The 22,979-nt window shown below is 72.6% G+C and carries 18 protein-coding genes and 2 tRNA genes; 16 read left to right on the top strand and 4 right to left on the bottom strand.

Annotated features, from left to right (window positions below):
* The 4 genes from HDR73_RS01655 (at window position 1) to HDR73_RS01640 (ending at window position 5,245) form a co-directional block, all read left to right on the top strand.
* Window positions 1–1,032: an LLM class flavin-dependent oxidoreductase gene (locus tag HDR73_RS01655; protein WP_012297651.1), complete on the top strand. Its 1,032-nt coding sequence runs from the start codon at window positions 1–3 to the stop codon at window positions 1,030–1,032.
* Between the two features lie 92 nt (window positions 1,033–1,124).
* Window positions 1,125–3,359: a transglycosylase domain-containing protein gene (locus HDR73_RS01650; RefSeq protein ID WP_041464264.1), complete on the top strand. Its 2,235-nt coding sequence runs from the start codon at window positions 1,125–1,127 to the stop codon at window positions 3,357–3,359.
* A 154-nt stretch (window positions 3,360–3,513) separates the two neighbouring features.
* Window positions 3,514–4,749 (top strand): acyltransferase family protein, encoded by a 1,236-nt coding sequence (locus HDR73_RS01645; protein WP_012297653.1) that lies wholly within the window; start codon window positions 3,514–3,516, stop codon window positions 4,747–4,749.
* Between the two features lie 40 nt (window positions 4,750–4,789).
* Window positions 4,790–5,245 carry a hypothetical protein gene (locus HDR73_RS01640; protein WP_223842681.1) on the top strand — a complete coding sequence of 152 codons (456 nt, stop codon included), beginning with the start codon at window positions 4,790–4,792 and terminating at the stop codon, window positions 5,243–5,245.
* 108 nt (window positions 5,246–5,353) lie between these two features.
* Here the strand turns inward: HDR73_RS01640 and HDR73_RS01635 are convergent.
* From HDR73_RS01635 to HDR73_RS01625, 3 genes are all read right to left on the bottom strand, one after another.
* A tRNA-Pro gene (locus HDR73_RS01635) sits at window positions 5,354–5,427 on the bottom strand.
* A 63-nt stretch (window positions 5,428–5,490) separates the two neighbouring features.
* A complete protein-coding gene (locus HDR73_RS01630; RefSeq protein WP_012297655.1) occupies window positions 5,491–6,435 on the bottom strand; it encodes a metallophosphoesterase in 945 nt (314 codons plus the stop codon).
* Window positions 6,435–8,975, bottom strand: coding sequence for a transglycosylase domain-containing protein (locus HDR73_RS01625; RefSeq protein WP_012297656.1), 2,541 nt, complete (start codon window positions 8,973–8,975; stop codon window positions 6,435–6,437). The genes HDR73_RS01630 and HDR73_RS01625 overlap by 1 nt, the downstream gene beginning before the upstream one ends.
* A 105-nt stretch (window positions 8,976–9,080) precedes the next feature.
* Between HDR73_RS01625 and sp36 the strand changes: the two genes are divergently transcribed.
* Both sp36 and HDR73_RS01615 read left to right on the top strand, forming a co-directional pair.
* Entirely contained in the window at window positions 9,081–9,263 is a 183-nt protein-coding gene (gene sp36 / locus HDR73_RS01620) for a Sp36 family protein (RefSeq protein ID WP_012297657.1), read from the top strand.
* Window positions 9,263–9,727, top strand: a complete 465-nt coding sequence (locus HDR73_RS01615; RefSeq protein WP_012297658.1) for a RidA family protein — start codon at window positions 9,263–9,265, stop codon at window positions 9,725–9,727. Before sp36 ends, HDR73_RS01615 begins: the two co-directional genes overlap by 1 nt.
* Before the next feature lie 84 nt (window positions 9,728–9,811).
* On the opposite strand, the gene acs is transcribed toward HDR73_RS01615, so the two are convergent.
* Window positions 9,812–11,842, bottom strand: a complete 2,031-nt coding sequence (acs, locus tag HDR73_RS01610; RefSeq protein ID WP_012297659.1) for an acetate--CoA ligase — start codon at window positions 11,840–11,842, stop codon at window positions 9,812–9,814.
* A gap of 340 nt (window positions 11,843–12,182) precedes the next feature.
* Here acs and HDR73_RS01605 point away from each other — a divergent pair, with 340 nt between their 5' ends.
* The 10 genes from HDR73_RS01605 (at window position 12,183) to HDR73_RS01560 (ending at window position 22,660) form a co-directional block, all read left to right on the top strand.
* A complete protein-coding gene (locus tag HDR73_RS01605; protein ID WP_012297660.1) occupies window positions 12,183–13,451 on the top strand; it encodes a TadA family conjugal transfer-associated ATPase in 1,269 nt (422 codons plus the stop codon).
* A complete protein-coding gene (locus HDR73_RS01600) occupies window positions 13,448–14,449 on the top strand; it encodes a type II secretion system F family protein (protein WP_012297661.1) in 1,002 nt (333 codons plus the stop codon). The genes HDR73_RS01605 and HDR73_RS01600 overlap by 4 nt, the downstream gene beginning before the upstream one ends.
* A gap of 350 nt (window positions 14,450–14,799) precedes the next feature.
* Window positions 14,800–15,012 carry a DUF4244 domain-containing protein gene (locus HDR73_RS16665; RefSeq protein ID WP_086935940.1) on the top strand — a complete coding sequence of 71 codons (213 nt, stop codon included), beginning with the start codon at window positions 14,800–14,802 and terminating at the stop codon, window positions 15,010–15,012.
* Window positions 15,009–15,410 carry a TadE family type IV pilus minor pilin gene (locus tag HDR73_RS01590; protein ID WP_012297663.1) on the top strand — a complete coding sequence of 134 codons (402 nt, stop codon included), beginning with the start codon at window positions 15,009–15,011 and terminating at the stop codon, window positions 15,408–15,410. Before HDR73_RS16665 ends, HDR73_RS01590 begins: the two co-directional genes overlap by 4 nt.
* Window positions 15,400–15,756 (top strand): Rv3654c family TadE-like protein, encoded by a 357-nt coding sequence (locus tag HDR73_RS01585; protein ID WP_012297664.1) that lies wholly within the window; start codon window positions 15,400–15,402, stop codon window positions 15,754–15,756. The genes HDR73_RS01590 and HDR73_RS01585 overlap by 11 nt, the downstream gene beginning before the upstream one ends.
* A gap of 339 nt (window positions 15,757–16,095) precedes the next feature.
* Entirely contained in the window at window positions 16,096–19,008 is a 2,913-nt protein-coding gene (gene topA / locus HDR73_RS01580; protein WP_041464266.1) for a type I DNA topoisomerase, read from the top strand.
* Window positions 19,005–19,640, top strand: coding sequence for a dTMP kinase (gene tmk, locus HDR73_RS01575; protein ID WP_012297666.1), 636 nt, complete (start codon window positions 19,005–19,007; stop codon window positions 19,638–19,640). The genes topA and tmk overlap by 4 nt, the downstream gene beginning before the upstream one ends.
* Window positions 19,637–20,896, top strand: coding sequence for a DNA polymerase III subunit delta' (locus HDR73_RS01570; protein ID WP_012297667.1), 1,260 nt, complete (start codon window positions 19,637–19,639; stop codon window positions 20,894–20,896). Before tmk ends, HDR73_RS01570 begins: the two co-directional genes overlap by 4 nt.
* Window positions 20,893–22,470, top strand: coding sequence for an alpha/beta hydrolase (locus tag HDR73_RS01565; RefSeq protein WP_012297668.1), 1,578 nt, complete (start codon window positions 20,893–20,895; stop codon window positions 22,468–22,470). The genes HDR73_RS01570 and HDR73_RS01565 overlap by 4 nt, the downstream gene beginning before the upstream one ends.
* Before the next feature lie 114 nt (window positions 22,471–22,584).
* Window positions 22,585–22,660, top strand: a tRNA-Thr gene (locus HDR73_RS01560).
* The last annotated feature ends 319 nt before the right edge of the window (window positions 22,661–22,979 follow it).

The following is a 22,979-nucleotide window of genomic DNA, read 5'->3' as shown; positions in this document are numbered from 1 at the left end:
GTGACCCACCTCGAACGCGTGCCCCTGGACGTCCTCGACCTCGCGCCCCGCCCGTTCGGCGGCACCAACGCCGACGCCGTCGCGGGCAGCATCCGCCTCGCCCAGGCCGCCGAGACCGCGGGGTACTCGAGGTTCTGGGTCGCCGAGCACCACGGCATGCCCGGGATCGCGAGCTCCGCCCCGGCCGTCCTCCTCGCGGGCATCGCCGGGCGCACGTCCACCATCCGCGTCGGCAGCGGCGGCGTCATGCTGCCGAACCACACGCCGCTCGTCGTCGCCGAGCAGTTCGGGACCCTCCGCGCCCTCTACGGCGACCGCGTCGACCTCGGCATCGGCCGTGCCCCGGGCACAGACGGCGCGACCGCGCTCGCGCTCCGCCGCCCCGAGGCGGGCCTCGGCGCCGACGACTTCCCGCAGCAGCTCCTCGACCTCATCGGCTTCTTCCGCGGCGGCATGGCCGACGACAACCCGCTGCGCGGCATCACGGCCGTGCCGGGGCTCGGCGACGTCCCGCAGATGTGGCTCCTCGGATCCAGCGGCTACTCGGCGCAGGTCGCCGCGGCCCTCGGGATCCGCTTCGCCTTCGCGCACCACTTCGCCGGCGACCGCACCGAGCAGGCGCTCGCGACGTACCGCGCGCGCTTCCAGCCGAGCGAGGACCTCGCCGCGCCGCACAGCGCCATCGCCGTGAGCGTCATCGCCGACGAGGACCCGGACGTCGTCGAGCGCGAGGCGCGCGCCGGCCGCATCACGTGGCTGCGCATGCGCCAGGGCGGGAAGCCGCAGCCCGTGGATCCCGCCGAGGCCGCCGCGTACGAGTTCAGCGACCTCGAGCGCGAGATCATCGGGGCGCGCGACCGCCGCCAGGCCATCGGCTCGCCCGACGCGGTCCGGATCGGCCTCGAGCGCCTGCTCACGAGCACGGGGGCAGACGAACTCATCGTCGCGCCGTCGTCCACGACGCTCGACCACCGCATCCAGACGCTCCGCACTGTGCGCGATCTGGCCATCGGGGAGGCCCGCGCGGCCTGATTGCGAGTGCACTCATCACATTTCGGCCACGGGGAGCTGGGACCATACCTGCGGCGGACGCCGCCGCTCAGGGCGCGGGTTAGATTCGTACCATGAGGAAAACTGACCTGACCATCTCGACCCGGTTGGGCGCGTTCCTCGGACTCGTCGGCATGAGCACGATCGCCGGCGTGCTCGTCGCCGCCATGGTGACCCCGGCCATCGCCGTCTCCGGCATCGCGGCCAACAGCACCATCGGCGTGTTCGAGGACATCCCCGACAACCTGCAGATCGACAACCTCGCGCAGAAGACGGTCCTTTACGCCAAGCAGGGCGACAACCAGGTGCCCTTCGCCGAGTTCTTCTCGCAGGACCGCGAGGAGGTCCCGTGGGACGCCGTGTCGTCGTTCGCGAAGGACGCCGCGATCGCGACCGAGGACCCCCGCTACTACGAGCACGGCGGCGTCGACGTGCTGTCGGCCGCCCGCGCCCTCGCGCAGAACGTGCTGAACAAGGAGGTCCAGTCGGGCGCCTCCACGATCACCATGCAGTACGTCCGCAACGTCCTGGTCCAGAAGGCCCAGAACATGGTCGACTCCTCCGACGAGGCCACGCAGGCCGAGGGCCGGAAGGCCTTCACCGAGGCCACCCAGCCCGACATGCCCCGCAAGCTCAAGGAGATGCGGATGGCGATCGGGGTGGAGAAGAAGTACTCCAAGAACGAGATCCTCCTCGCATACCTCAACATCGCGAACTTCGGCAGCCGGGTCTACGGCATCGAGTCGGCGGCGCGCTACTACTTCAACGTCTCCGCCGCCGACCTCACGCTCGAGCAGGCCGCGAGCCTCATCGCGACGGTCAATGCGCCCGAGGTCTTCAAGATCGACAACCCGGACAACCTCGAGCGCAACAAGGAGCGCCGCGACCTGCTGCTGCGGAACATGCTCAAGGAGCAGAAGATCACGCAGGAGCAGTACGACACCGCCTCTGCCGCGGCGATCACGCCGACGATCACGCCCTCCACGAGCGGCTGCATCCAGGCCAACCCGATCTCGGCCGCGTACTTCTGCGACTACGTGAAGAACGAGATCCTCACGAACCCGGAGTTCGGCGCGACGCCGGCGGAGCGCGACGCCGTGCTCAAGCGCGGTGGCATGCAGGTCTACACGACCCTCGACCTCGACATCCAGGGGAACGCCGCGGAGCAGATGCGCAAGCAGGTGCCCACGACCGCGCGCTTCACGAAGATCGGCGGATCCGTGGTCTCCCGCGAGGTGAAGACCGGCCGCATCATCGCGATGGCGCAGAACACGGACTACGGCGTCGCGGCGGACCAGCCGGGCGTCACCGAGATCAACTACTCGGCCGACAAGGCGCACGGCGGCTCCGCCGGGTTCCAGGTCGGATCGACGTACAAGATCTTCACGCTCGTCGACTGGCTGAAGAGCGGGAAGTCGATCTACCAGACGGTGAACGCGTCGAAGACCACCTGGTCCGCCAGTGAGTTCACCCGCTGCGGCGACAACCTCGCCGGATCGCCGGACTACAAGGTGACGAACGACACCAACACCGGCGCCACGTCGAACCAGAACGTGCTCGCGGCGACGGTGGCGTCCGTGAACTCGGCGTTCGTCGCGATGGCCAGCCAGCTCGACCTCTGCGACATCAGCAAGACGGCCACCGAAATGGGCGCCTACAACGCGGACAAGCGCGACCTCTCGAGCTTCCCGTCCGACGTGGTCGGCTCGGGCGGCAACACCGTCGCCCCGCTCCAGATGGCGACCGCGTTCTCCTCGGTCGCGAACCAGGGCAACATGTGCCCGCCCATCGCGATCGACAAGGTCGTCCTCCCGGACGAGTCGGAGCTCGTCACGCCCAAGAGCGAGTGCGCGCAGGCCATGAGCCCCGAGGTCGCCAACACCGCCGCCTTCACGCTCAAGGCGGTCATGGGCGGCACCGGAGCCGCATCGAACCCGCGCGACGGCACCGAGATCATGGGCAAGACGGGCACGACCGACCGCTCGAAGGACACCTGGTTCGTCGGATCCTCCACGGAGGTCACCACGGCCGTCTGGGTGGGCAACGTCGAGGGCTTCGCGTCCATGCGCCGCAACGTCCTCAACGGCTCGGCCGCGGACAGCGCGCGTCACCGGATCTTCAAGCCGTTGCAGACCTTCATCGACGACCGCTACCCGGCGGAGGGCTTCCCCGCTCCGAGCAGCACGCTGACGAAGAAGCCCTACGTGCCGCCGGCACCGAAGCCCAGCCAGTCGGCGGCGCCCACGGCACCGGAGGCACCCGCTGCTCCGGCGGCACCCGCCGAGCCCGCCCCTCCCGCGGAGGGATGAGCCCGCGCTCGATGGGGAGCGCGCGCCGACGGCCGTCGCCTCCGGGCGGCGGCCGTCGTGCTGTGCGTGGCCCGGTCCCGCTTCCCGCGGCTCACGCGGATCGGGCGCCTCGTAGACTGGACGACCGCCGATCCACCGACCCGGGAAGGCCATCATGACCGGGACCCCGACGTCCGCACCGGCTCGCGTGCGCACGCTCCTGCCCGGCATCGAGGGGCTCCGCGGGATCGCCGCCGTCGCCGTCCTGCTGTACCACGTGCAGCGCCAGCTGGCCCGGCCGACAACCGACATCCCGCTCGTCGGGGAGGTCGCCTTCTTCAGCCACGGCGTGACGCTGTTCTTCGTGCTGAGCGGATTCCTGCTGTTCCTGCCGTTCGCCCGCGGCCTCGTCGACGGCGTCCCGATGCCGCGCCTGTCGCGCTACGCCCTCAACCGCGCGCTCCGCGTCTTCCCCGGCTACATCGTGGTGCTGCTGCTCGTGAGCCTCGTGCTGCGCGTCGCGATCCTGCCGCGCGAGACCCGCGACGCCGGGATCTTGGTGGGCACGCTCGGTCCGCTCGACACCGTCCTCAACGCCCTCCTGCTGCAGGGCTACGCGCCGCGCACGCTCCGCAGCGGCATCGAGGTCGCGTGGACGCTCGCCGTGGAGGTGTCCTTCTACGTGCTCCTGCCCATCGTCGCGCTCCTCGCGGCGCGGCTGCTGCGGGGGCGGGCCACGTGGATCCGTGCCCTGACCCCCGCGGCGGTGCTCCTGCTGATCGGCGTGGCCGGGAAGGTCTGGTCCATGATCGCGCAGGCCCCGCTCGGCCACCGGGGCCGCCTCGCGAGCGAGTGGGGCGTGACGTGGGAGGCGGTCGCGAACCGCAGCATCCTCGTGCACGCGGACCTCTTCGCCTACGGCATGGCGGCGGCGATGATCCTGCTCACCCTGTCCGCGGACGCGGGCCTGCGCGATCGCGTCGCGGCCTGGCGCGTGCCCGCCGGGATCGTCGCCGCCGCGCTCATCGTCGTCGCCTCCGAGGCGCCGGTGGGCGCGTTCGAGGAGAGCATCGTGGCCTTCTCGTGCGCCACGCTCCTGCTCCTGGTGGCGCTGCCGCGGCGCGGCGGATCCCTCGGCCCGGTCACGCGCTTCCTCGAGCTGCGGTGGATCGCCTGGCTCGGCACGATCTCCTTCAGCGTCTACCTGTGGCACCTGCCCGTGATCCGGTTCCTCCGCCGCGCGGGCCTGGTGCTCCCGGACACGCTCGCCGGCTTCGCCCTCAACACGCTCGTGGTGGGCGCGGTGACGCTCGTGCTCTCCGCAGCGACCTACTACGCGATCGAGCGGCCGGCGCTCCGGCTGAAGGACGTGGACCGTCGATCGCGCGCCGACGCCCGGAGGAGGCCGTGACCTCCGAGAGCCCGTGGGCGTCCTCACGGGATGGCCTGCGGTGACGCCGGAGATCCCGACGGGCCCGCGGATGCGGCGGACGGGGCTCGCGCTCACCTCGGCGGGAGCGTGGTGGTGCATCGGCGTCGCGCTCTCGTTCCACGAGATCATCTTCATCTCCCTGGCGTCGTCGCCGACCGAAGACGAGAGGGACGCCACCGTCATCGTCGTCGTCCCCCTGGGCATCGCGGTGATCGCGGCCTTCTCGGTCAGCGTGCTGTGCTTCCGCCACTTCGGGATCGTGAGGTCCGCGTGGGCGTTCCCCGTCCTGGTCGTCGCGGGCGCCCTCGTCGCCGCAGCCCAGTTCCCGCTCTCGGCAGGTCCGTACGGGTACTGGCTGTCCGAGCTGCCGCGACCGGTGCTGCTCGTCCTCTGGTCGGGGCCCGCTCTGCCGGCCGCCGTGATCCTCGTGCTCCTCCACGTCGTCCTCCGCGTGCGTGAGCGGCACGTGGGGTGACGCCCGGCGCAGGTCGCACGGCGTCCGAACGACGAAGGGCCGCTCCTGGGGGAGCGGCCCTTGGTCGTTCATGGCTGTCGTGCTGTGCCTCCCGGAGGAGGCGGTGTGTCGGGGTAACAGGATTTGAACCTGCGACCTCTTCGTCCCGAACGAAGCGCGCTACCAAACTGCGCCACACCCCGATGGCCCGAGGGCCGGGCTCTACGATACCCGATGTTCACGCGTCCCGAGTACGCCGCGGGCGGTCAGACCGCCGTGAGCGTGAGCAGCGTCGCCTCGGGGTAGCAGGCGAAGCGCACGGGCGCGTAGATCGACGCGCCGAGGCCCGCGCTCACGTGCAGGAACGCGGCGCGCTCGGCATGCGGCCAGACGCTGAGGCCCTTCACCTGGCGACGCGGGATGTCGCAGTTGGTGACGAGCGCGCCGTAGCCGGGGACGCAGACCTGGCCGCCATGGGTGTGCCCGGCGAAGATCATCCGGGCGCCGTTGGTGACGAACGAGTCGAGCACCCGGCGGTAGGGTGCGTGCGCCACGCCCATCGAGACGACCGGCGCGTCCGAGGCGCCCTGGTAGGCGTCCCCGTCCTCGCGCAGCGCGTCGAGCGCGCCGGGGAGCGCCTCGAGGTGGTCGAAGTCGCGGTGCGGGTCGTTCACGCCGAAGAACTCGAGCAGCGTGCCGTTGACCTCGATCGCGCCCGCGGCGTTGTTGAGGTCGACCCAGCCGAGCGACGCGTAGAGCCGCTCGAGCCGTGCGAGGTCGAGGTCCGCGGGGCGCTGCGTGGCGTGCGTGTTGGCGGTGAAGTACTTGAACGGGTTCTTCATCATCGGCCCGTAGTAGTCGTTCGAGCCGTGCACGAAGACGCCGGGGATCCCGCGGAAGGCCTCGAGCGTCTCCTCGACCGCGACGATGCCCTGCTCGTGCCCCGTGTTGTCACCGGTGTCGACGACGAGGTCGGGCTTGAGCTCCGCGAGCTCGCGCACCCAACGCTGCTTCTTGTGCTGCCACGGGGCCATGTGCATGTCCGAGAGGTGGAGCACGCGGATGGGGTCGGCGCCGACGGGGAGCACCGGCACCGTCACCTCGCGGAGGGTGAAGCGGCGTCGCTCGTAGAACGACGCGTACGCGAAGACCGCCGCGCCGGCGGCTGCGACGCCGCCGACGGTGCGCGCGATCGTGCCCACGACGCCCATCAGCTGCGTCCGATGTAGAGCGTCACGGGGCCGCCGCTCTGCTGGCCGGCGGCGGGATCCGTTCGGGTCGCCTTGCCGATCTGCGAGTTGTCCTGCACCTGCTCCTGCGCCATGGTCACGTCGAAGCCGGCCGCGCGCAGGGTCTGGCGAGCGCTCGTCATGTCCTGACCGCGCACGTCCGGGACGGTGCCCGGGGTGCCCTGCTGCAGGCTCTGGCCGGGCCCGCTGCTGATGAAGACCGTGACGGTGGATCCGCGCGCGGCGTTGGCGCCGGCGCCCGGGTCGGATCCGGCGACCTGGCCGGCGGATACGGAGGAGGCGCGCGCGCCGCCCTGGGCGAAGGACAGGCCCGCTCCCTCGATGGCCGACTGGGCGTCAGCGGGCGACATGCCCGACACGTCCGGCACCTGGACCGTCGGCGTGCGGGTGAGGTCCGCTGCCGGGCCGGGGAAGGCCGATCCCTTGTAGACCGCGTTCACGGACTGCATGAACGGCTTCCACACGGCGAAGCGGGCGGTGGACATGAGCTGGCCGTTCGGGAGATTGGTGGTGCGCTGGCGGATGTCCTGTCCGCCGTAGCTCCCCACCCAGATCGCGGTGGTGACCTCGCTGCTGGATCCGACGAACCAGGTGTCCTTGGCGCGATCCGTGGTGCCCGTCTTGCCGATGAGCGGCGTTCCGTCGTTCGTGTTGGCGGCGGCACCGGTGGCGCCCATGACACCCGCGAGCGCGTACGCGGCCGTGTGGGCGACATCCGGGCTGACGGTCTCCGTGCAATTCGCCGACGGCGGTGTGACCTCGGTGTCATCGGGGAGCACGACCTTGTCGATCAGGATCGGCGTGCACGTGGTCCCGTTGTTCGCGACCGTGGCGTAAGCCGAGGCCATCGTGAGGGGTGCGATGTTGTTGCCACCGGAACCGATGATGTCGGAGACGAGACCGGAGAGCGGCTTGCTCTTGTCCGCCTGGTGGATCCCGATGTCCTTCGCGGTCTGCACGATGCCGCACATGTCGAGCTCTGACGCCATGGCCATGAACGCGGTGTTGGTCGAGTTCGCCGTGCCTGACATCACAGTGCGATTCGCGCCCGGAGCCGCGCCGTCGTTCGTGACGACCAGCGGCTTCGAGCTGAGAGTCCCACCTGTGCAGGAATCCCGGAAGTCGCTCCCGGACCACGTCCCCTTGGAGGAGTTGACGACCTCGTTGACCGAGTGCCCCTCCTTGAGCCACTCGAGCAGGGTGACGAGCTTGTACGTCGATCCCACCTGGAATCCCCGTGACCCGCCCATGTCCTGGTCGGTGTTGAAGTTGACGCTCTGCACACCGGCGCCCGCGTTGTTGCCGTAGTCGGTGTTCTGGACCATGGCGATGACGCGACCGGTCTTCGCTTCCACGCTCGTCATCGCCGATCCGAGCTCCGGGATGCTGTTCATCGTCGTGGGGATCTGCTTGCGCATGTCGTCCGTGGCCTTGGCCTGCAGGTCGAGGTTCAGCGTCGTGTAGATCTTGTAGCCGTTGCGGTTGAGGTTGCGGCGGGCCTCGTCGGGACTGGCACCGAATTCCTTGGAGTTCTCGACGGTGTACTTCACCGCGTCGCAGAAGTACGCGGCGCTGGCGGGCTGCGCGGCGTTGCAGCCGCTGACCGAGGGCGTGATCGCCGGTGTCACGGGGGTGGCGATCGCCTCGTCGTGCTGCTGCTGCGTGATGCTGTGGTGCTTGAGCATGTTGTCGATGAGGATGTCGCGGCGCTCCTGGTTCGCCTTGACGTTCCCCGGCTCGTCGATCCGCAGGGCGGTCGGGTAGTTCACCGTCGCGACGAGGCTCGCCGCCTGGGCGATGCTCAGGTCCTTGGCGTCGACGTTGTAGTAGTACTTCGCGGCCGACTGGATGCCGTAGACGCTGCCGCCGTAGTTCGCGATGTTGAGGTAGCCGAGCAGGATGTCGTTCTTCGCGAACTTCTTCTCCAGCCCGATCGCGAGCCGCATCTCCTTGAGCTTGCGGGCGGTCGACTCCTGCGTCGCCTCCGCGTACGCCTTCTTCCCGGCGTCGGGATCCGTCTCGGCGAGCGTCTCCGCCTTCTGCACGAGCACGTTCTTCACGTACTGCATGGTGATGGTGCTCGCGCCCGACTCGACGCCGCCGCCGATGACGTTCTGGGCGAGCGCGCGGAACGTGGACTGCACGTCGACGCCGCCGTGCTCGTAGAAGCGGGGGTCCTCCGTGTCGACGGCTGCGGCCTTCGCGTTGTCGGAGACCTCGTCCCAGCTCACCTCCTGGCGGTTCTGCGCGTAGAACTCGGCGAACTTGACCGGCTGGCCGCCCTGCGTGGCGTACAGCTCGGTCTTCTGGGCGAGGTTGTCGATCTGCAGGTAGTCCGGCAGGTCCTCGAAGAGGCCGATCGTGTTGTTGGCGGCCAGGCTCGTGACGGCGATGGCGGGGGTGACCATCGCGGCGACCAGCACGCCGGCCACGGCGCTCATGCCGAGGACACCCGTGAGCGCGGCGGCGACGCGGCCGGGCGTGTTCTTGGAAGCAGACATAGACTCCAGAGTACGGGAAGGGTGTACGGGATCCCGTGAGACCTGTGCGCCGGCCGCCCGCGCCCGTCCCGTCATGCATCCAGACCCGACCGGCAAGGAGCCGAGATGACCGCAACGCCCGCGCAGTGGGAGTACCTCACCACGCCGCTGATGATCCACAATACGGCCGCCATCCTCAACACCTGGGGGTCGCAGGGCTGGGAGCTCGTGCAGGTCGTCACCGGCCCCGAGGGCGGGCTCGTCGCGTACATGAAGCGCCCGGTCGCCGGCGCAGAGCACGGCGCCTGATGGGCGCGATCTCCGAGCGGCTGGCCGAGCTCGGCATCGAGCTGCCCGCGGTCGCGGCGCCCGTCGCCGCCTACGTCCCCGCTGTCGTGCACGGCGGCCTCGTCTACACGAGCGGCCAGCTGCCGTTCGTCGACGGCGCGCTCGCTGCGACCGGCAAGGTCGGCGCCGAGGTGTCCGCCGAGGACGCCAAGGCGCACGCCCGCACGTGCGCGCTCAACGGGCTCGCGGCGGCGGCGGCCGCGGCCGGCGGCATCGACCGCATCGCGCGCGTGATCAAGGTCACCGGCTTCGTCGCCTCGGCCGAGGGCTTCACCGGGCAGCCCGGCGTCATCAACGGCGCGAGCGAGGTGCTGGGGGAGATCCTCGGGCGCGCGGGGATCCACGCGCGCTCCGCCGTCGGCGTCGCGGAGCTGCCGCTCGGCTCGCCCGTCGAGGTCGAGCTCGTGGTGGCGCTCGTCGAGTAGCCGCCTCCCGCCGGAGCGGGCACGTGAGGAGGGCCGGGTGCGCAGCGCACCCGTCCCTCCTGCCGTCCCCGTCGTGGTGTCGGGTCAGCCCGCGCTCATCCGGTCGCTGATGACCTGCATCACCTGCGTGTCGGCCAGCGTGGTCGTGTCGCCGATCGCCCGGCCCTCGGCCACGTCGCGCAGCAGCCGGCGCATGATCTTGCCCGAGCGCGTCTTCGGCAGCTCCTGCACCACGAACACGCGGCGCGGCTTGGCGATGGCACCGATCTGGTCGGACACGTGCTTGCGGAGGACCTCGTTCGGGTCCTCATCGCCGAGCGCGCTCGCCTCGGCCGAGCGGAGGATCACGAAGGCCACGACGGCCTGGCCGGTCGCCTCATCGGACGCGCCCACCACGGCGGCCTCCGCGACGTACGGATGGGCGACGAGCGAGGACTCGATCTCCGCGGTCGAGAGGCGGTGCCCGGAGACGTTCATCACGTCGTCGACCCGGCCGAGCAGCCAGATGTCGCCGTCCTCGTCGAGCCGCGCGCCGTCGCCCGCGAAGTAGCGGTCGCCGAAGCGGTCCCAGTACGTCTCGCGGTACCGCTCGGGATCGCCCCAGATGCCGCGGAGCATGCCGGGCCACGGCTCGGTGACCACGAGGAGGCCGCTCTCGCCGCGGGCCACGGGCTCGCCCTGGTCGTCGACCACGGCGACCTGGATGCCGGGGATGGGGGACTGCGCGGACCCGGGCTTCGTGGCGGTGACCCCGGGGAGCGCGGAGATCATGATGCCGCCGGTCTCCGTCTGCCACCACGTGTCGACGACGGGCACGTCGCCGCCGCCGATCACGTCGCGGTACCAGCGCCACGCCTCCGGGTTGATGGGCTCGCCGACCGAGCCGAGCAGCCGGATGGAGGAGAGGTCGCGCGCGTCCGGGATCTCGCGGCCGGTCTTCATGAAGGAGCGGATGGCGGTGGGCGCCGCGTAGAGGATCGTCACCCCGTGCCTCTCGACGATGTCCCACCAGCGGCCGGGCGCGGGGGAGTCGGGCGTGCCCTCGTAGATGACCTGGGTGGCGCCGTTGGCGAGCGGGCCGTAGACCACGTAGCTGTGGCCGGTGATCCAGCCGACGTCGGCCGTGCACCAGTAGACGTCGGTCTCGGGGTGCAGGTCGAAGACGTTGCGGTGGGTGTACGCGACCTGCGTGAGGTAGCCGCCCGAGGTGTGCAGGATGCCCTTCGGCTTCCCGGTCGTGCCGCTCGTGTAAAGGATGAAGAGCGGGTGCTCGGCCTCGAACGCCTCCGCCACGTGCTCCGGATCCGCGGCGGCGACGCGTTCGTGCCACCAGAGGTCGCGGGCGTCGTCCCACTCCACCTCGTTCTCGCCGCGCCGCACGACGAGGACGTGTTCGACGGATCCGGCGGATCCCACGAGCGCGGCGTCTACCGCGGACTTCAGCGGGAAGACCTTGCCCTTGCGCCAGCCGCCGTCCGCGGTGATCACGATGCGCGCCGCGGCGTCGTCGATGCGCGCCCGCAGGCTCTCGGCGCTGAACCCGCCGAACACGACCGAGTGGACGGCGCCGATGCGAGCCACGGCCAGCATCGCGATCACGGCCTCCGGGATCATCGGGAGGTAGATCGCGACGCGGTCTCCCGCGACGACGCCCAGGTCGCGCAGGGCGTTCGCCGCGCGCTTGACCTCCGCGGTGAGCTCGGCGTAGGTGAGGTCGCGGGTGTCGCCGGGCTCGCCCTCCCAGTGCAGCGCGACGCGGTCACCGTGCCCGGCGAGCACGTGCCGGTCGAGGCAGTTGTAGGCCACGTTGAGGCGGCCCTCGGGGAACCAGCGGGCCACGGGGGCGTCCGACCAGTCGAGCACCGTCTCGAACGGGGTCTCCCAGGTGACGAGCTCGCGGGCCCGGTCGGCCCAGAAGCCGAGGCGGTCTGCGGCGGCGGATGCGGCGAGGGACTCGTCGGCGACCCGGGTCGCGCAGAAGGCCTCCGACGGCGGGTGGACGGGCCCCGGGTCGGGCGACGGCGGGGGAGCGGTCGTCCCCTCCTCGTCCTGTTCGCGCGCGGCGGGCCTCGGGGCTCCGTGCTCGGTCGATCGGGGGTTCGTGGACATCGTCATCGTCATCCTCTCCGCGACCCACGTTAGCGGGTGGGCACCTCGGCACCGCGGGCGACGGGTGGTGGACGTGGCGAAGTCCTTGGCCGGGAGTCCGGTGGGGGAACGGCCAGAACGCGCCGAACCCTCCCGTGGCGGGAGGCGTGCGGCGTATGCTCATGCCGTCGGGCCAAGCCCGGCGTGTGGCGGATCCAGGATTCCCCCGATCCTTCGTCACGTGGCGGCGCCCGTTCCCCCGATGGGCGCCGCCCCTCTCCTCCTCCCCAGCACGTGACGGCGACGCCTCCTCCCCGCGTCGGGTGCGCCCGGTATCGCTCCGCACGCCCGCGCATAGCCTCCGCGCATGGTCGAGTGGCAGGCATCCGTCGTCGGTCGGGGCGTCCTCCCGGGGGAGGCGTCGCGGCACAGGTCCGCAGGGGGCGCGGGTCCGGGCGCGAGCGCGCGTCCGCTCGTCGCCGCCGCGGCGTTCGTCCCCCGGGCACGGACGCCGGGCGGGACCGTCCCCGGGGCGGACCCGTCCATCGTCGGAGGATCTGACGCCGGCGTGGCCCTCCGGCTGCCCGGGGGCGATCGCGCCGCCGAGGCCGCATCGACCCCGCCCTCGCGCCGGGTCCCGTCCGCCCTCGGTCCCCTCGCCCCTCTGGCCCGGGATCCTCGGACGACCGACGTGTTCGTCAACGGGGACGGCGAGGTCTGGGTGGACCGCGGATCCGGGCCCGAGCGCCGACCCGACGTCGACCTCGGCGGCGAGCCGTCCGTGCGGGCGCTCGCCGTGCGGCTGGCAGCGGAGGGCGGGCGGCACCTGGACGAGGCAGCGCCGTGCGTCGACGTCCGGCTGGGCGACGGGATGCGCATCCACGCGGTCCTGCCGCCCGTGTCGACGCGCGGCACGCTGCTCTCGATCCGGCTCCCCTCGCGGGCGAGGCCGACGCTCGACGCGCTCGACGCGGCGGGTGCGTTCCCGCCCGGCTGTCGCGCACTGCTGGAGGAGGCGGTGCGGCGGCGCACGAACCTCCTGATCACGGGGGCGGGCGGCAGCGGGAAGACGACCCTGCTCGGCGCGCTCCTCGCCCGTGCGGATCCACGGGAGCGCATCGTGATCGTGGAGGACGTCGCCGAGCTGCGGGTGCGGCACGCGCACGTCGTGTCGCTCGAGGCCAGGCAGGCGAACATCGAGGGGGCAGGGGAGCTGTCGCTGCCGCGCCTGGTTCGGGAGGCGCTTCGGATGCGGCCGGACCGACTGGTCGTGGGGGAGTGCCGGGGCAGCGAGATCCGGGAGCTGCTCGGAGCGCTGAACACCGGGCACGACGGAGGCGCAGGCACCCTGCACGCCAACGGCGTCGCCGACGTCCCCGCCCGACTCGAGGCGCTGGGCGCGCTCGCCGGCATGGACGCCGTCACGACGGCACGGCAGGCGGTGAGCGCGATCGGTCTCGTGATCCACCTCGCACGCACGACGCAGGGGCGTCGGGTGACGGCCGCCGGGCGCCTCGTGACCGGCGTCGATGGTCGCCTTCGCGTCATGCCGGTGCGATGGGATCCCGCGACGGTCCCGGTGGCGCGGGCCGCCGTGGCTGCGTCGGCGACCGACGCGCACGGGAGCCGCGCGTGATCCGGCGCGCACACGCCCTCCGGTCGCGTCTCCGGGGCGCAGGCGACGAGGCGGTCGTCGAGGAGACGGAGGAGATCGCCACGTTCGTGCGACGCCTCGCGGTCCTGCTGGGCGCGGGGCTGCACCTCGAGCGCGCGTGGTCGCAGCTGGCGCCGCCGGGCGGACGGGCCCGACGCGGCGAGCGCGCGGTGCCCGCCCTGGTCCGCCGGGTGGCCTCGGGGGCAGGATCCGCTCCGCTCGCCGAGCGCGTCGTGGCGGCGGCCACCGCGGTCGAGCCGGCAGGCGGAGCCACCGCGGGATCGTGGTGCGCGCTCGCCGCCGGGCTCGAGGTCGCGGATCGCACGGGAGCGCCGCTCGCGCGGTCCCTCGACCGGCTCGCCGTCTCCCTCGTCGACATCGCCCGAGTCCGCCGCGACGCGGGGACGGCGCTCGCCGGCCCGGTGGCGACCAGCCGCACGGTGCTCCTCATGCCCGGTGCCGGTCTGCTCCTGGCGGCAGGGCTCGGGTTCGATCCGCTCCGCGTCCTCGTGACGACCCTGCCCGGGTTGGCGTGCCTCGGCGTGGGTTCCTCGCTCGTGGCGATCGGGTGGCGGTGGAACCGCGACCTGGTGAGACGCGCCACGCCGCACGAGCCGGCACCTGGGCTCGTCCTCGACCTCGTGGCGATGGCCATGTCCGGCGGGGCGTCCGTGCCTCGGGCCGTCGCGGTCGTCCGCCGTGCATGCGAGCGCGCCGGGCTGGGGGAGGCCGACGACCTCGACGCCGTCGGGCCGGTCGTGGACGCGGCGGCACGCACGGGCGCACCCGTCGCGGTGCTTCTGGCGAGCGAGGCGGAACGGATCCGCAGGGACGCCGCCACATGGGCCGAACGCGCTGCGGCGCGTCTGGCCGCGCGGCTCATGCTGCCGCTGGGCGTGTGCGTCCTGCCGGCGTTCCTGGCGGTGGGCGTCGTGCCGATGCTGCTGGCCGTCGTGTCCTCAACACTCGGCCGCGGATGACGGCGTCCACCGTCGCGGGTCCCGACGCGGGTCGAGCCCGGCGGACGGGGCATGGTGGCGTCCCGGTCGATGGTCGGCGGGGACAGGACGGCGGGCATCGCCCGTCAGAGGGAGAGGACGAGGACATGGGACGAATCGAGGAGCGGACGCACGCGATCGACGCGCGCGGCGCGGACGCCGAGGCGGCTCGGGGGCCCGCATCCGGGATGACCGGAGCAGCGATGGCGCCGGAGGGCCGCGCCGTCTGGCCGCTGGCCGCCGCGCGAACGGCTCCGACGCGATCATCGGGGCGGGCCACGAGCTGCGCGGGGATCTGCGGCGGAGAGGTCGTGACGGCCTCCCCGGGGCTCGTGCCCTCGCGGTCAGCGCGTGTCGTCCGGGCAGCGCGTCGTGCTCTCCTCTGCCGCGCACCGGGCGACGCGGGCGCGGCCACCGCCGAGTACGCCATCGCGACCATGGCGGCGGTGGCCTTCGCCGGGCTGCTCGTGGTCATCCTGCAGAGCGACGAGGTCCGCGGGATGCTCCTCGACCTCGTGCGGCGCGCCCTGACCTACGACCGGTGATCGCGCTCACCTCGGCGGAGGGGCATCCGCACCGCGATCCGCATCCGCACCCGGTGGCGGATCGCGGGGCGGCGGCTGCGGAGCTGGCGGTCGTGCTGCCCGCGGTCGTGCTGGTCCTCGGGCTGTGCCTCGGGGCCGTGCAGACGGTCGGCCAGCAGGTCGTGCTGACGTCCGCGGCGGAGGAGGCGGCCCGGAGCATCGGCCGCGGGGAAGATGCGGGCACGGCGGCGGCGCGCATCGAGGGCGCCGCCGCGGGAGCGTCCATGGCGGTGGATCGGACGGGTCACGCCGTATGCGTCCGGCTCACCGCCCCCAGCCGGTTCGCGCCCGCTGGCGCGGCCGGGCTCCGCGTCCAGGCGAAGGGCTGCGCGTGGCAGGAGGATCCGGGTGCCCCGTGACGGCGACACCGGCTCGGGCACCGCGCTCGCGGTCGGCGTGCTCGGCGCCGTCACGGCCCTCGCGCTCGCCACGGTCGCCGTCTCGTCCGTGCTCGTGGAGAGGGCGGCCGCGGCGGGGGCCGCGGACTCCGGGGCGCTCGCCGCGGCGGACGTCGCGGCCGGGTTCGCTGTCGGCTCACCCTGCGCGGCGGCCGAGGAGGTCGTGGTCGCCGCCGGGGCGGCGCTCACGGGCTGCGAGGTCTCGGGCACGACGGCGGTCGTGGAGGCGGAGCGCGGCGGTCCCCTGGGCATCCAGGTGACGGCGCGTGCGCGAGCAGGTCAGCCGCCGGCCCGGGCACCGGGATGACCGGCGTGGGCGCCCCGGCCGGGCGTCGACGCCCTCCGGTTCGTCTCCGGACGCGCCGGGTCCAGAGCGTCACTCGGCCGGCCCAGGAGGGCGGACGAGCCTGGGTCGGGCGTCCGGGTCGGGCCTCGGACAGGCGCTCCGGCCGGGCCGCCGAGGAGCCGAGACGCGTCGCGTCCAGGCCGCACCGCGATTAGGTGGCCGGTCGGTGCGCGTGTGTATGGTGTGCCTTGTCGGGGACCCCGCCGCACGTCGCCCCGGATCGGATCCGATCCGAGCGGGCACGCATCCCGGACACCGGGCCGGTCATCGGTCCCCATGAACGCATATATAAGGAGTCACGTGCCCGGCACGAAGAAGTTGGTCATCGTCGAGTCGCCGGCCAAGGCCAAGACGATCGCCCAGTACCTGGGCAGCGGCTACGAGGTCCAGGCCTCCGTGGGTCACATCCGCGACCTCATCGAGCCCAAGAACCTGCCGCCGGAGCTGAAGAAGGGCACGCTCGGCAAGTTCTCCGTGGACGTGGAGAACGGCTTCGAGCCGTACTACGTCGTCAGCGATCAGAAGAAGAAGACGGTCGCCGACCTCAAGCGGGCGCTCAAGGACGCCGACGAGCTCTTCCTCGCGACGGATGAGGACCGAGAGGGCGAGGCCATCGCATGGCACCTGCTGCAGGTGCTGAAGCCGAAGGTGCCGGTCAAGCGCATGGTGTTCCACGAGATCACCAAGGAGGCCATCGAGCGCGCACGGGACAGCACGCGCGACATCGACACGGCCCTCGTCGACGCGCAGGAGACGCGACGCATCCTCGACCGCCTCTACGGCTACGAGGTGTCGCCCGTGCTCTGGCGCAAGGTCGGACCCGGGCTGTCGGCGGGCCGCGTGCAGTCCGCGGCGACCCGGCTCGTCGTTGACCGCGAGCGCGAGCGCCTGGCCTTCGTCACCGCCTCGTACTGGGATCTGACGGCGTCGCTCTCGCCGCTCGAGCAGGAGCTGCCGTTCGATGCCCGGCTCGTCCGCATCGACGGCGCCCGCATCGCGACGGGTCGCGACTTCGACGACAAGGGCGCGCTGAAGAACGACTCGCGCCCGCTCGACGCCAGCAGCGCGGAGGCCCTCGCCGAGGCGCTCCGCGACCCCTCGGTGCCGCTGAAGGTGCAGAGCGTCGAGTCGAAGCCCTACACGCGTCGCCCTGCCGCGCCGTTCACCACGTCGACTCTCCAGCAGGAGGCGGCGCGCAAGCTCCGCTTCTCCGCACGGCAGACGATGAGCGTGGCGCAGTCGCTCTACGAGAACGGCTACATCACCTACATGCGCACTGACTCGCCCTCGCTCTCGCAGCAGGCGATCAACGCGGCGCGCAAGCAGGCCGCGGAGCTCTACGGGCCCGAGACCGTGCCGGACAAGCCGCGCCTCTACGCGGGCAAGAGCAAGAACGCGCAGGAGGCCCACGAGGCCGTGCGCCCCGCCGGCGAGACCTTCCGCACTCCCCAGCAGCTCGCCTCCACGCTGCGCGGCAACGACCACAAGCTCTACGACCTCATCTGGAAGCGCACCATCGCGTCGCAGATGGCGGACGCGAAGGGATCCACCGCGTCGGTCGTCATCGCCGCAGGACCCACGTCCGCGGGCGAGGTGGCCGAGTTCGCCGCCTCGGGGACGGTCATCACGTTCCGCGGCTTCCTGGCGGCCTACGAGGAGAGCCGCGACGAGGAGCGCCACGGCGCCGCCGAGCCACGCGAGGCCAAGCTGCCCGACCTCAAGAAGGGCCAGGACCTGCGCCTCGTCGACGTCGACGCGAAGGGGCACGAGACCAGCCCGCCGCCGCGCTACACGGAGGCGAGCCTCGTCAAGACGCTCGAGGAGCTGGGCATCGGTCGTCCGTCGACCTACGCGGCCATCATCTCGACGATCGTCGACCGCGGCTACGTCACGCCGCGGGGCACCGCGCTCGTCCCGAACTGGATCGCCTTCTCGGTGGTGCGGCTGCTGGAGGAGTTCTTCACGGAGCTGGTGCAGTACGACTTCACCGCGGGCATGGAGGACGACCTCGACCGCATCGCGGAGGGGGCGGCCGAGCGCGTCGACTGGCTGAAGGGCTTCTACTACGGCAACGACGCGCACAAGGGGCTCCGCCCCACCATCGACAACCTCGGCGAGATCGACGCCAAGGAGATCAACTCGCTGCGCATCGCGGACGACATCACCCTTCGCATCGGAAAGTACGGGCCCTACCTGGAGGTGCACGAGGAGGGAGCCGCCGCGGACGCGACGCCCCGCCGCGTCAACCTGCCGGAGGACCTCGCTCCGGACGAGCTGACGGCGGCCAAGGCCCGCGAGCTCATCGACGCGCCGGTCGTCACCGACCGCGTCATCGGCATCAACCCCGACAACGGCAAGCAGGTCGTGGCGAAGGACGGCCGCTACGGCCCCTACGTCACCGAGCTCGATCCCGAGCCCGAGCCCGAGGCCGCGCCCGCCGCCGCTGCGGACGGCGTCGATCCCGCGACCGGCGAGGTGCTCGAGAGCGCGTCGACGACGACCACGGCGGCACCCGCGAAGAAGGCGCCCGCCAAGAAGCCGGCGGCGAAGAAGGCGGCGGCCGTGAAGCCGCGCACGGCCTCCATCTTCAAGTCGATGGACCTCGCCACGGTCGACCTCGAGACGGCCCTGCGCCTCCTCGACCTCCCGCGGGTCGTGGGTGAGGACCCGGAGACGGCCACGCCCATCACGGCCCAGAACGGGAAGTACGGCCCGTACCTGAAGAAGGGGACGGACTCGCGTTCGCTCACGAGCGAGGAGCAGATCTTCGAGATCGACCTGCCCGGCGCCCTCGAGGTGTTCGCGCAGCCCAAATACGGTGCGCGCCGTCCGTCCAGCGCGCTCAAGGAGTTCGACGCGGATCCCGTGAGCGGTAAGGGCATCAAGGTGAAGGACGGCCGCTTCGGCCCGTACGTCACCGACGGCGAGACCAACGCGACGATCCCGAAGAGCGAGTCCGTCGAGGACATCGACTTCGACCGGGCGGTCGAGCTGCTGGCCGACAAGCGCGCCAAGGGGCCCGCCAAGCCCAAGGCGAAGGCGAAGGCCCCGGCGAAGGCGAAGGCCAAGGCGCCCGCCAAGGCGAAGGCCCCGGCCAAGCCGGGCGCCGCCGCGAAGGCGACGGGAACGACGGCCGCCGCCACGAAGGCTGCGGCGACGAGGGCCGCCAACAAGGCGGCCGCTGCCGCGGCGACCGCGTCCGACGCGACGTGACCGGCGTCTTCATCACCCTGGAGGGCGGCGACGGCGTAGGGAAGTCCACGCAGTCGGCGCTGCTCCGGGAATGGCTGGAGGAGCAGGGCCACGAGGTCGTCGTCACCCGCGAGCCCGGCGGCAGCGACCTCGGCCAGGAGATCCGCGAGATCGTGCTGCACCGGCGTGGCCACATCGCGCCGCGGGCCGAGGCTCTCCTGTACGCGGCCGACCGTGCGCACCACGTCGAGACGGTCGTCCGGCCTGCGCTCGAGCGGGGCGCGGTCGTCCTCCAGGACCGCTACCTCGACTCGTCCGTCGCCTACCAGGGCGCCGGCCGTGTGCTGGACGCCGCCGAGATCCGCGACCTCTCGCTCTGGGCCGCACAGGGGCTCCTGCCCGACCTGACCGTGCTGCTCGACCTCGACCAGGCCGCCGCCCGGATCCGCCTCGACGCCGCGCGGACCCGCTTCGACCGGCTCGAGGCCGAGCGCGCCGACTTCCACGAGCGCGTGCGCCAGGCGTTCCTCGGGCTCGCGGCCGCGGAGCCGGAGCGCTTCCTGGTCGTCGACGCCGGGTGGCCGCGCGAGGTGATCGCGGCGGAGATCCGCGCCCGGGCACACGTACTGATCGCGGCGGGAGCATCCGCGTGAGCGACGCGGAGACCGACCGCGCCGCCGCGACGCAGGCCGCCGTTGCCCGGGGAGACGCGACGCCCGCGAGCCCCGACGGCCGCGCGATCTGGGACGAGCTCACCGGCCAGTCCGAGGCCGTCGCGCTCCTCGCCGCCGCCAGCAGCCCGCGGGCCACCGCGCGTGACGCCGCCGGCACGGCGCTGGCGCATTCGTGGCTCATCACCGGGCCCCCCGGGTCCGGCCGCTCGAACCTCGCCTACGCCTTCGCGACCGCGCTGCTCAGCGACGGCACGCCGGAGGGGGACGCGGCGACATCCCGCCAGGTCGCGGCCCGCAGCCACCCCGACCTCGGCGTGCTCGCCACCGAGCGGGTCATCATCGCCATCGACGAGGTGCGCGCGCTCGTCACCTCGTCGCAGTACTCGCCGTCGGTCGGCCGCTACCGGGTCATGGTCATCGAGGACGCCGACCGGATGACCGAGCGCACGTCGAACCTGCTGCTGAAGGCGCTCGAGGAGCCGCCGGAGCGCACCATCTGGATCCTCTGCGCGCCCAGCGAGGCCGACCTCATCCCCACCATCCGCTCACGCGTCCGCAGCGTGCGGCTGCGCATCCCGTCCGTCGAGGACGTGGCCGCGCTCATCCAGCGACGCGACGGCGTCGACGAGGCCGTCGCGCTGCGGGCCGCCCGCGAGGCGCAGAGCCACATCGGCATGGCGCACCGGCTCGCGACCGACGCTGAGGCGCGTGAGCGCCGCAGCCGCACCTTGGAGCTCGCGCTCGGCATCCGCACGGTCGGCGACGCCGTGCGCGCGGCCGCCGCGATGCTCGAGCTGGCCGGCCAGGATGCCAAGGCCTTCACGGTGCAGCGCGACGCCGACGAGCGCGAGCGGGCGCTCCGGTCGCTCGGCGTGCAGGAGGGCGGGTCCATCCCGCCGCAGCTGCGCTCGCAGATCCGGCAGCTCGAGGAGGACCAGAAGCGGCGCGCGACGCGGAGCCTCCGGGACGGCATCGACCGGATCCTCGTCGACCTCATGTCCCTGCACCGCGACGTGCTCCTGAACCAGTTGGGGGCGGACCTGCCCCAAGTCAACGCGGCGATCGCCCCGCGGATCGCCGAGGCCGCCGAGGCCGGATCCGCGGCGGCGTCGCTGGCGGTCCTCGATGCGGTGGGCGTGGCGCGTCGTCGGATCGACGGCAACGTGTCGCCGGCGCTCGCCCTGGAGGCGATGCTCGTCTCCATCACCCGCACGCGCACGGCGGGTCGGGCGTGACGCGCCGGAGGACTCCGGCGCGAGCCCTGCGCCGGGCCGGAGCCCTGGGCGCGGTCCTCCTCGCCGCGGCCGTCGCGCTCAGCGGCTGCGGCCTCATCCCCGTGCCCGAGCCGCGCAGCTCCACGTCGAGCCCGACGACGGAGGACGTCGCGCCCGACCTCGCGCGGTACTACGAGCAGGCGCTCACGTGGTCCCCGTGCGAGGACGGCGCGCAGTGCGCGACCGCGACGGCGCCGCTCGACTGGTCCGCGCCGGACCCGGCCACCGACATCCAGCTCGCCCTGGTGCGGCACACCGCGCGCGGTGCCGACGGGCCGCGTGGGTCGCTCTTCGTCAACCCGGGTGGCCCGGGCGCGTCCGGCGTCGACTTCGTGAAGGCCAGGGTCGACTACGCGGTCTCGCGCGACCTGCAGGACGCGTACGACATCGTCGGCTGGGACCCCCGCGGCGTCGGGGCATCGACCGCCGTCGACTGCGTCGACGACAGCCAGCTCGATTCCTTCCTCTACGGCGAGACGGAGGCGCCGCCCGGCACCCCCGCCCACGACGAGGAGCTGGTGCAGGCGTCGAAGTCGTTCGCGGAGTCCTGCGCCGCGCGATCCGGCCCGCTGCAGCAGTTCATCGACACCCAGAGCACCGTGCACGACCTCGACATGCTGCGGGCTCTGGTGGGGGACAGGCAGCTGAACTACCTCGGCTACTCGTACGGCACGAGCATCGGCGCCCAGTACGCGCAGGACTTCCCCGGGCACGTGGGGCGCTTGGTGCTCGACGGCGCGACGGACCCGTCCGCGAGCTCGTTCGACGTCGTGCTCGCGCAGACGACGGGCTTCCGCACGTCCTTCGAGTCGTACATGGCGGCGTGCCTGGCGGGGCAGGGGTGCCCGTTCCACGGATCCGTCGAGGACGGCGAGCAGACGGTGGCGACCCTCCTCGACCGCCTCGACCAGAGCCCGCTGCGCGCCCGCGACGGGCGCGAGCTCGACGGGCAGGTCATGCGCAGCGCCATCGACTCCGCGCTCTACAGCGAGCAGAGGTGGCCAGCCCTCACCACCGCGTTCACCGAGGCGCTCCGCGGCGAGTCCGCCACGGCGTTCTCGCTCGCGGACTCCTACTTCGGCCGGAAGCCGGACGGTACCTACTCCGGCAACTTCTACGAGGCGTTCCTCGCGATCCAGTGCATCGACTACCCCGTGGAGCGGGATCCCGCGGTGCTGGTCACGGAGGCGGCGGAGCTCCGCGCCGCAGCCGGCGAACTGGCCGACGACGACACCTCCCGCGACGGCGAGCCCGACCCGCTCTGCGGCAACTGGCCGTATCCCGCCCGCGACACCCCGGCGCCCGTGTCGGCGGAGGGCGCAGCGCCCATCGTCGTCGTCGGGACGACGGGCGATCCGGCGACGCCGTACTCGTGGGCCAAGGCGCTCGCGGGCCAGCTCTCGTCGGGCGTGCTCCTCACCTACGAGGGGGAGGGGCACATCGCCTACGACGAGCGGGATCCGTGCATCGTGTCCGCGGTGGACGGCTACCTGCTCGGCGGGGATCCGCCGGCCGCCGGCACGACCTGCGGCTGAGCGGACGCCGCCCGATCGCGGGCGGGGCGGCTCCCGCGCGGCCGGTGTGCGGGAGCGGCCCGCGCATCCGGTATGCTCACTACTCGTGCCCGGTGCTCTTCGAGTCCAGGCCGGGCCGCCTTAGCTCAGTCGGTAGAGCATCTCACTCGTAATGAGAAGGTCGTCAGTTCGATTCTGACAGGCGGCTCCACCACCCCTCCCCTCCCCTCGTTGCGCTCGCTCCCTCCCGAGGGTCGCGCAGTCACGCAGGACGTCCCTCACAGGGCGCGGTCGTCGACCGCATCCGGAGGACCGCCGCGGCCGGACCGGCGCCCGGGTGCGGCGTCTAACATGGCCCCATGCGATCCCCTGCCGACGGCCCCGACCGCGCGCGCGCCGACCGCACCGATCCGGATGCCCCCACGACCCGCTCCCGCGCCCGCGCCCGTGCCCGGGACCGCCGCCGCGGTCGCTCCCTGACGGCCGTCGTCGCGGTGGTCGCGCTGCTCGCCGCCGGAGCCGTCGGCGCG

This window comes from Clavibacter sp., from assembly GCF_014802555.1.
Taxonomy (GTDB): Bacteria; Actinomycetota; Actinomycetes; order Actinomycetales; family Microbacteriaceae; genus Clavibacter; species Clavibacter sepedonicus.
This window is presented reverse-complemented; position numbering and strand designations above follow the sequence as displayed.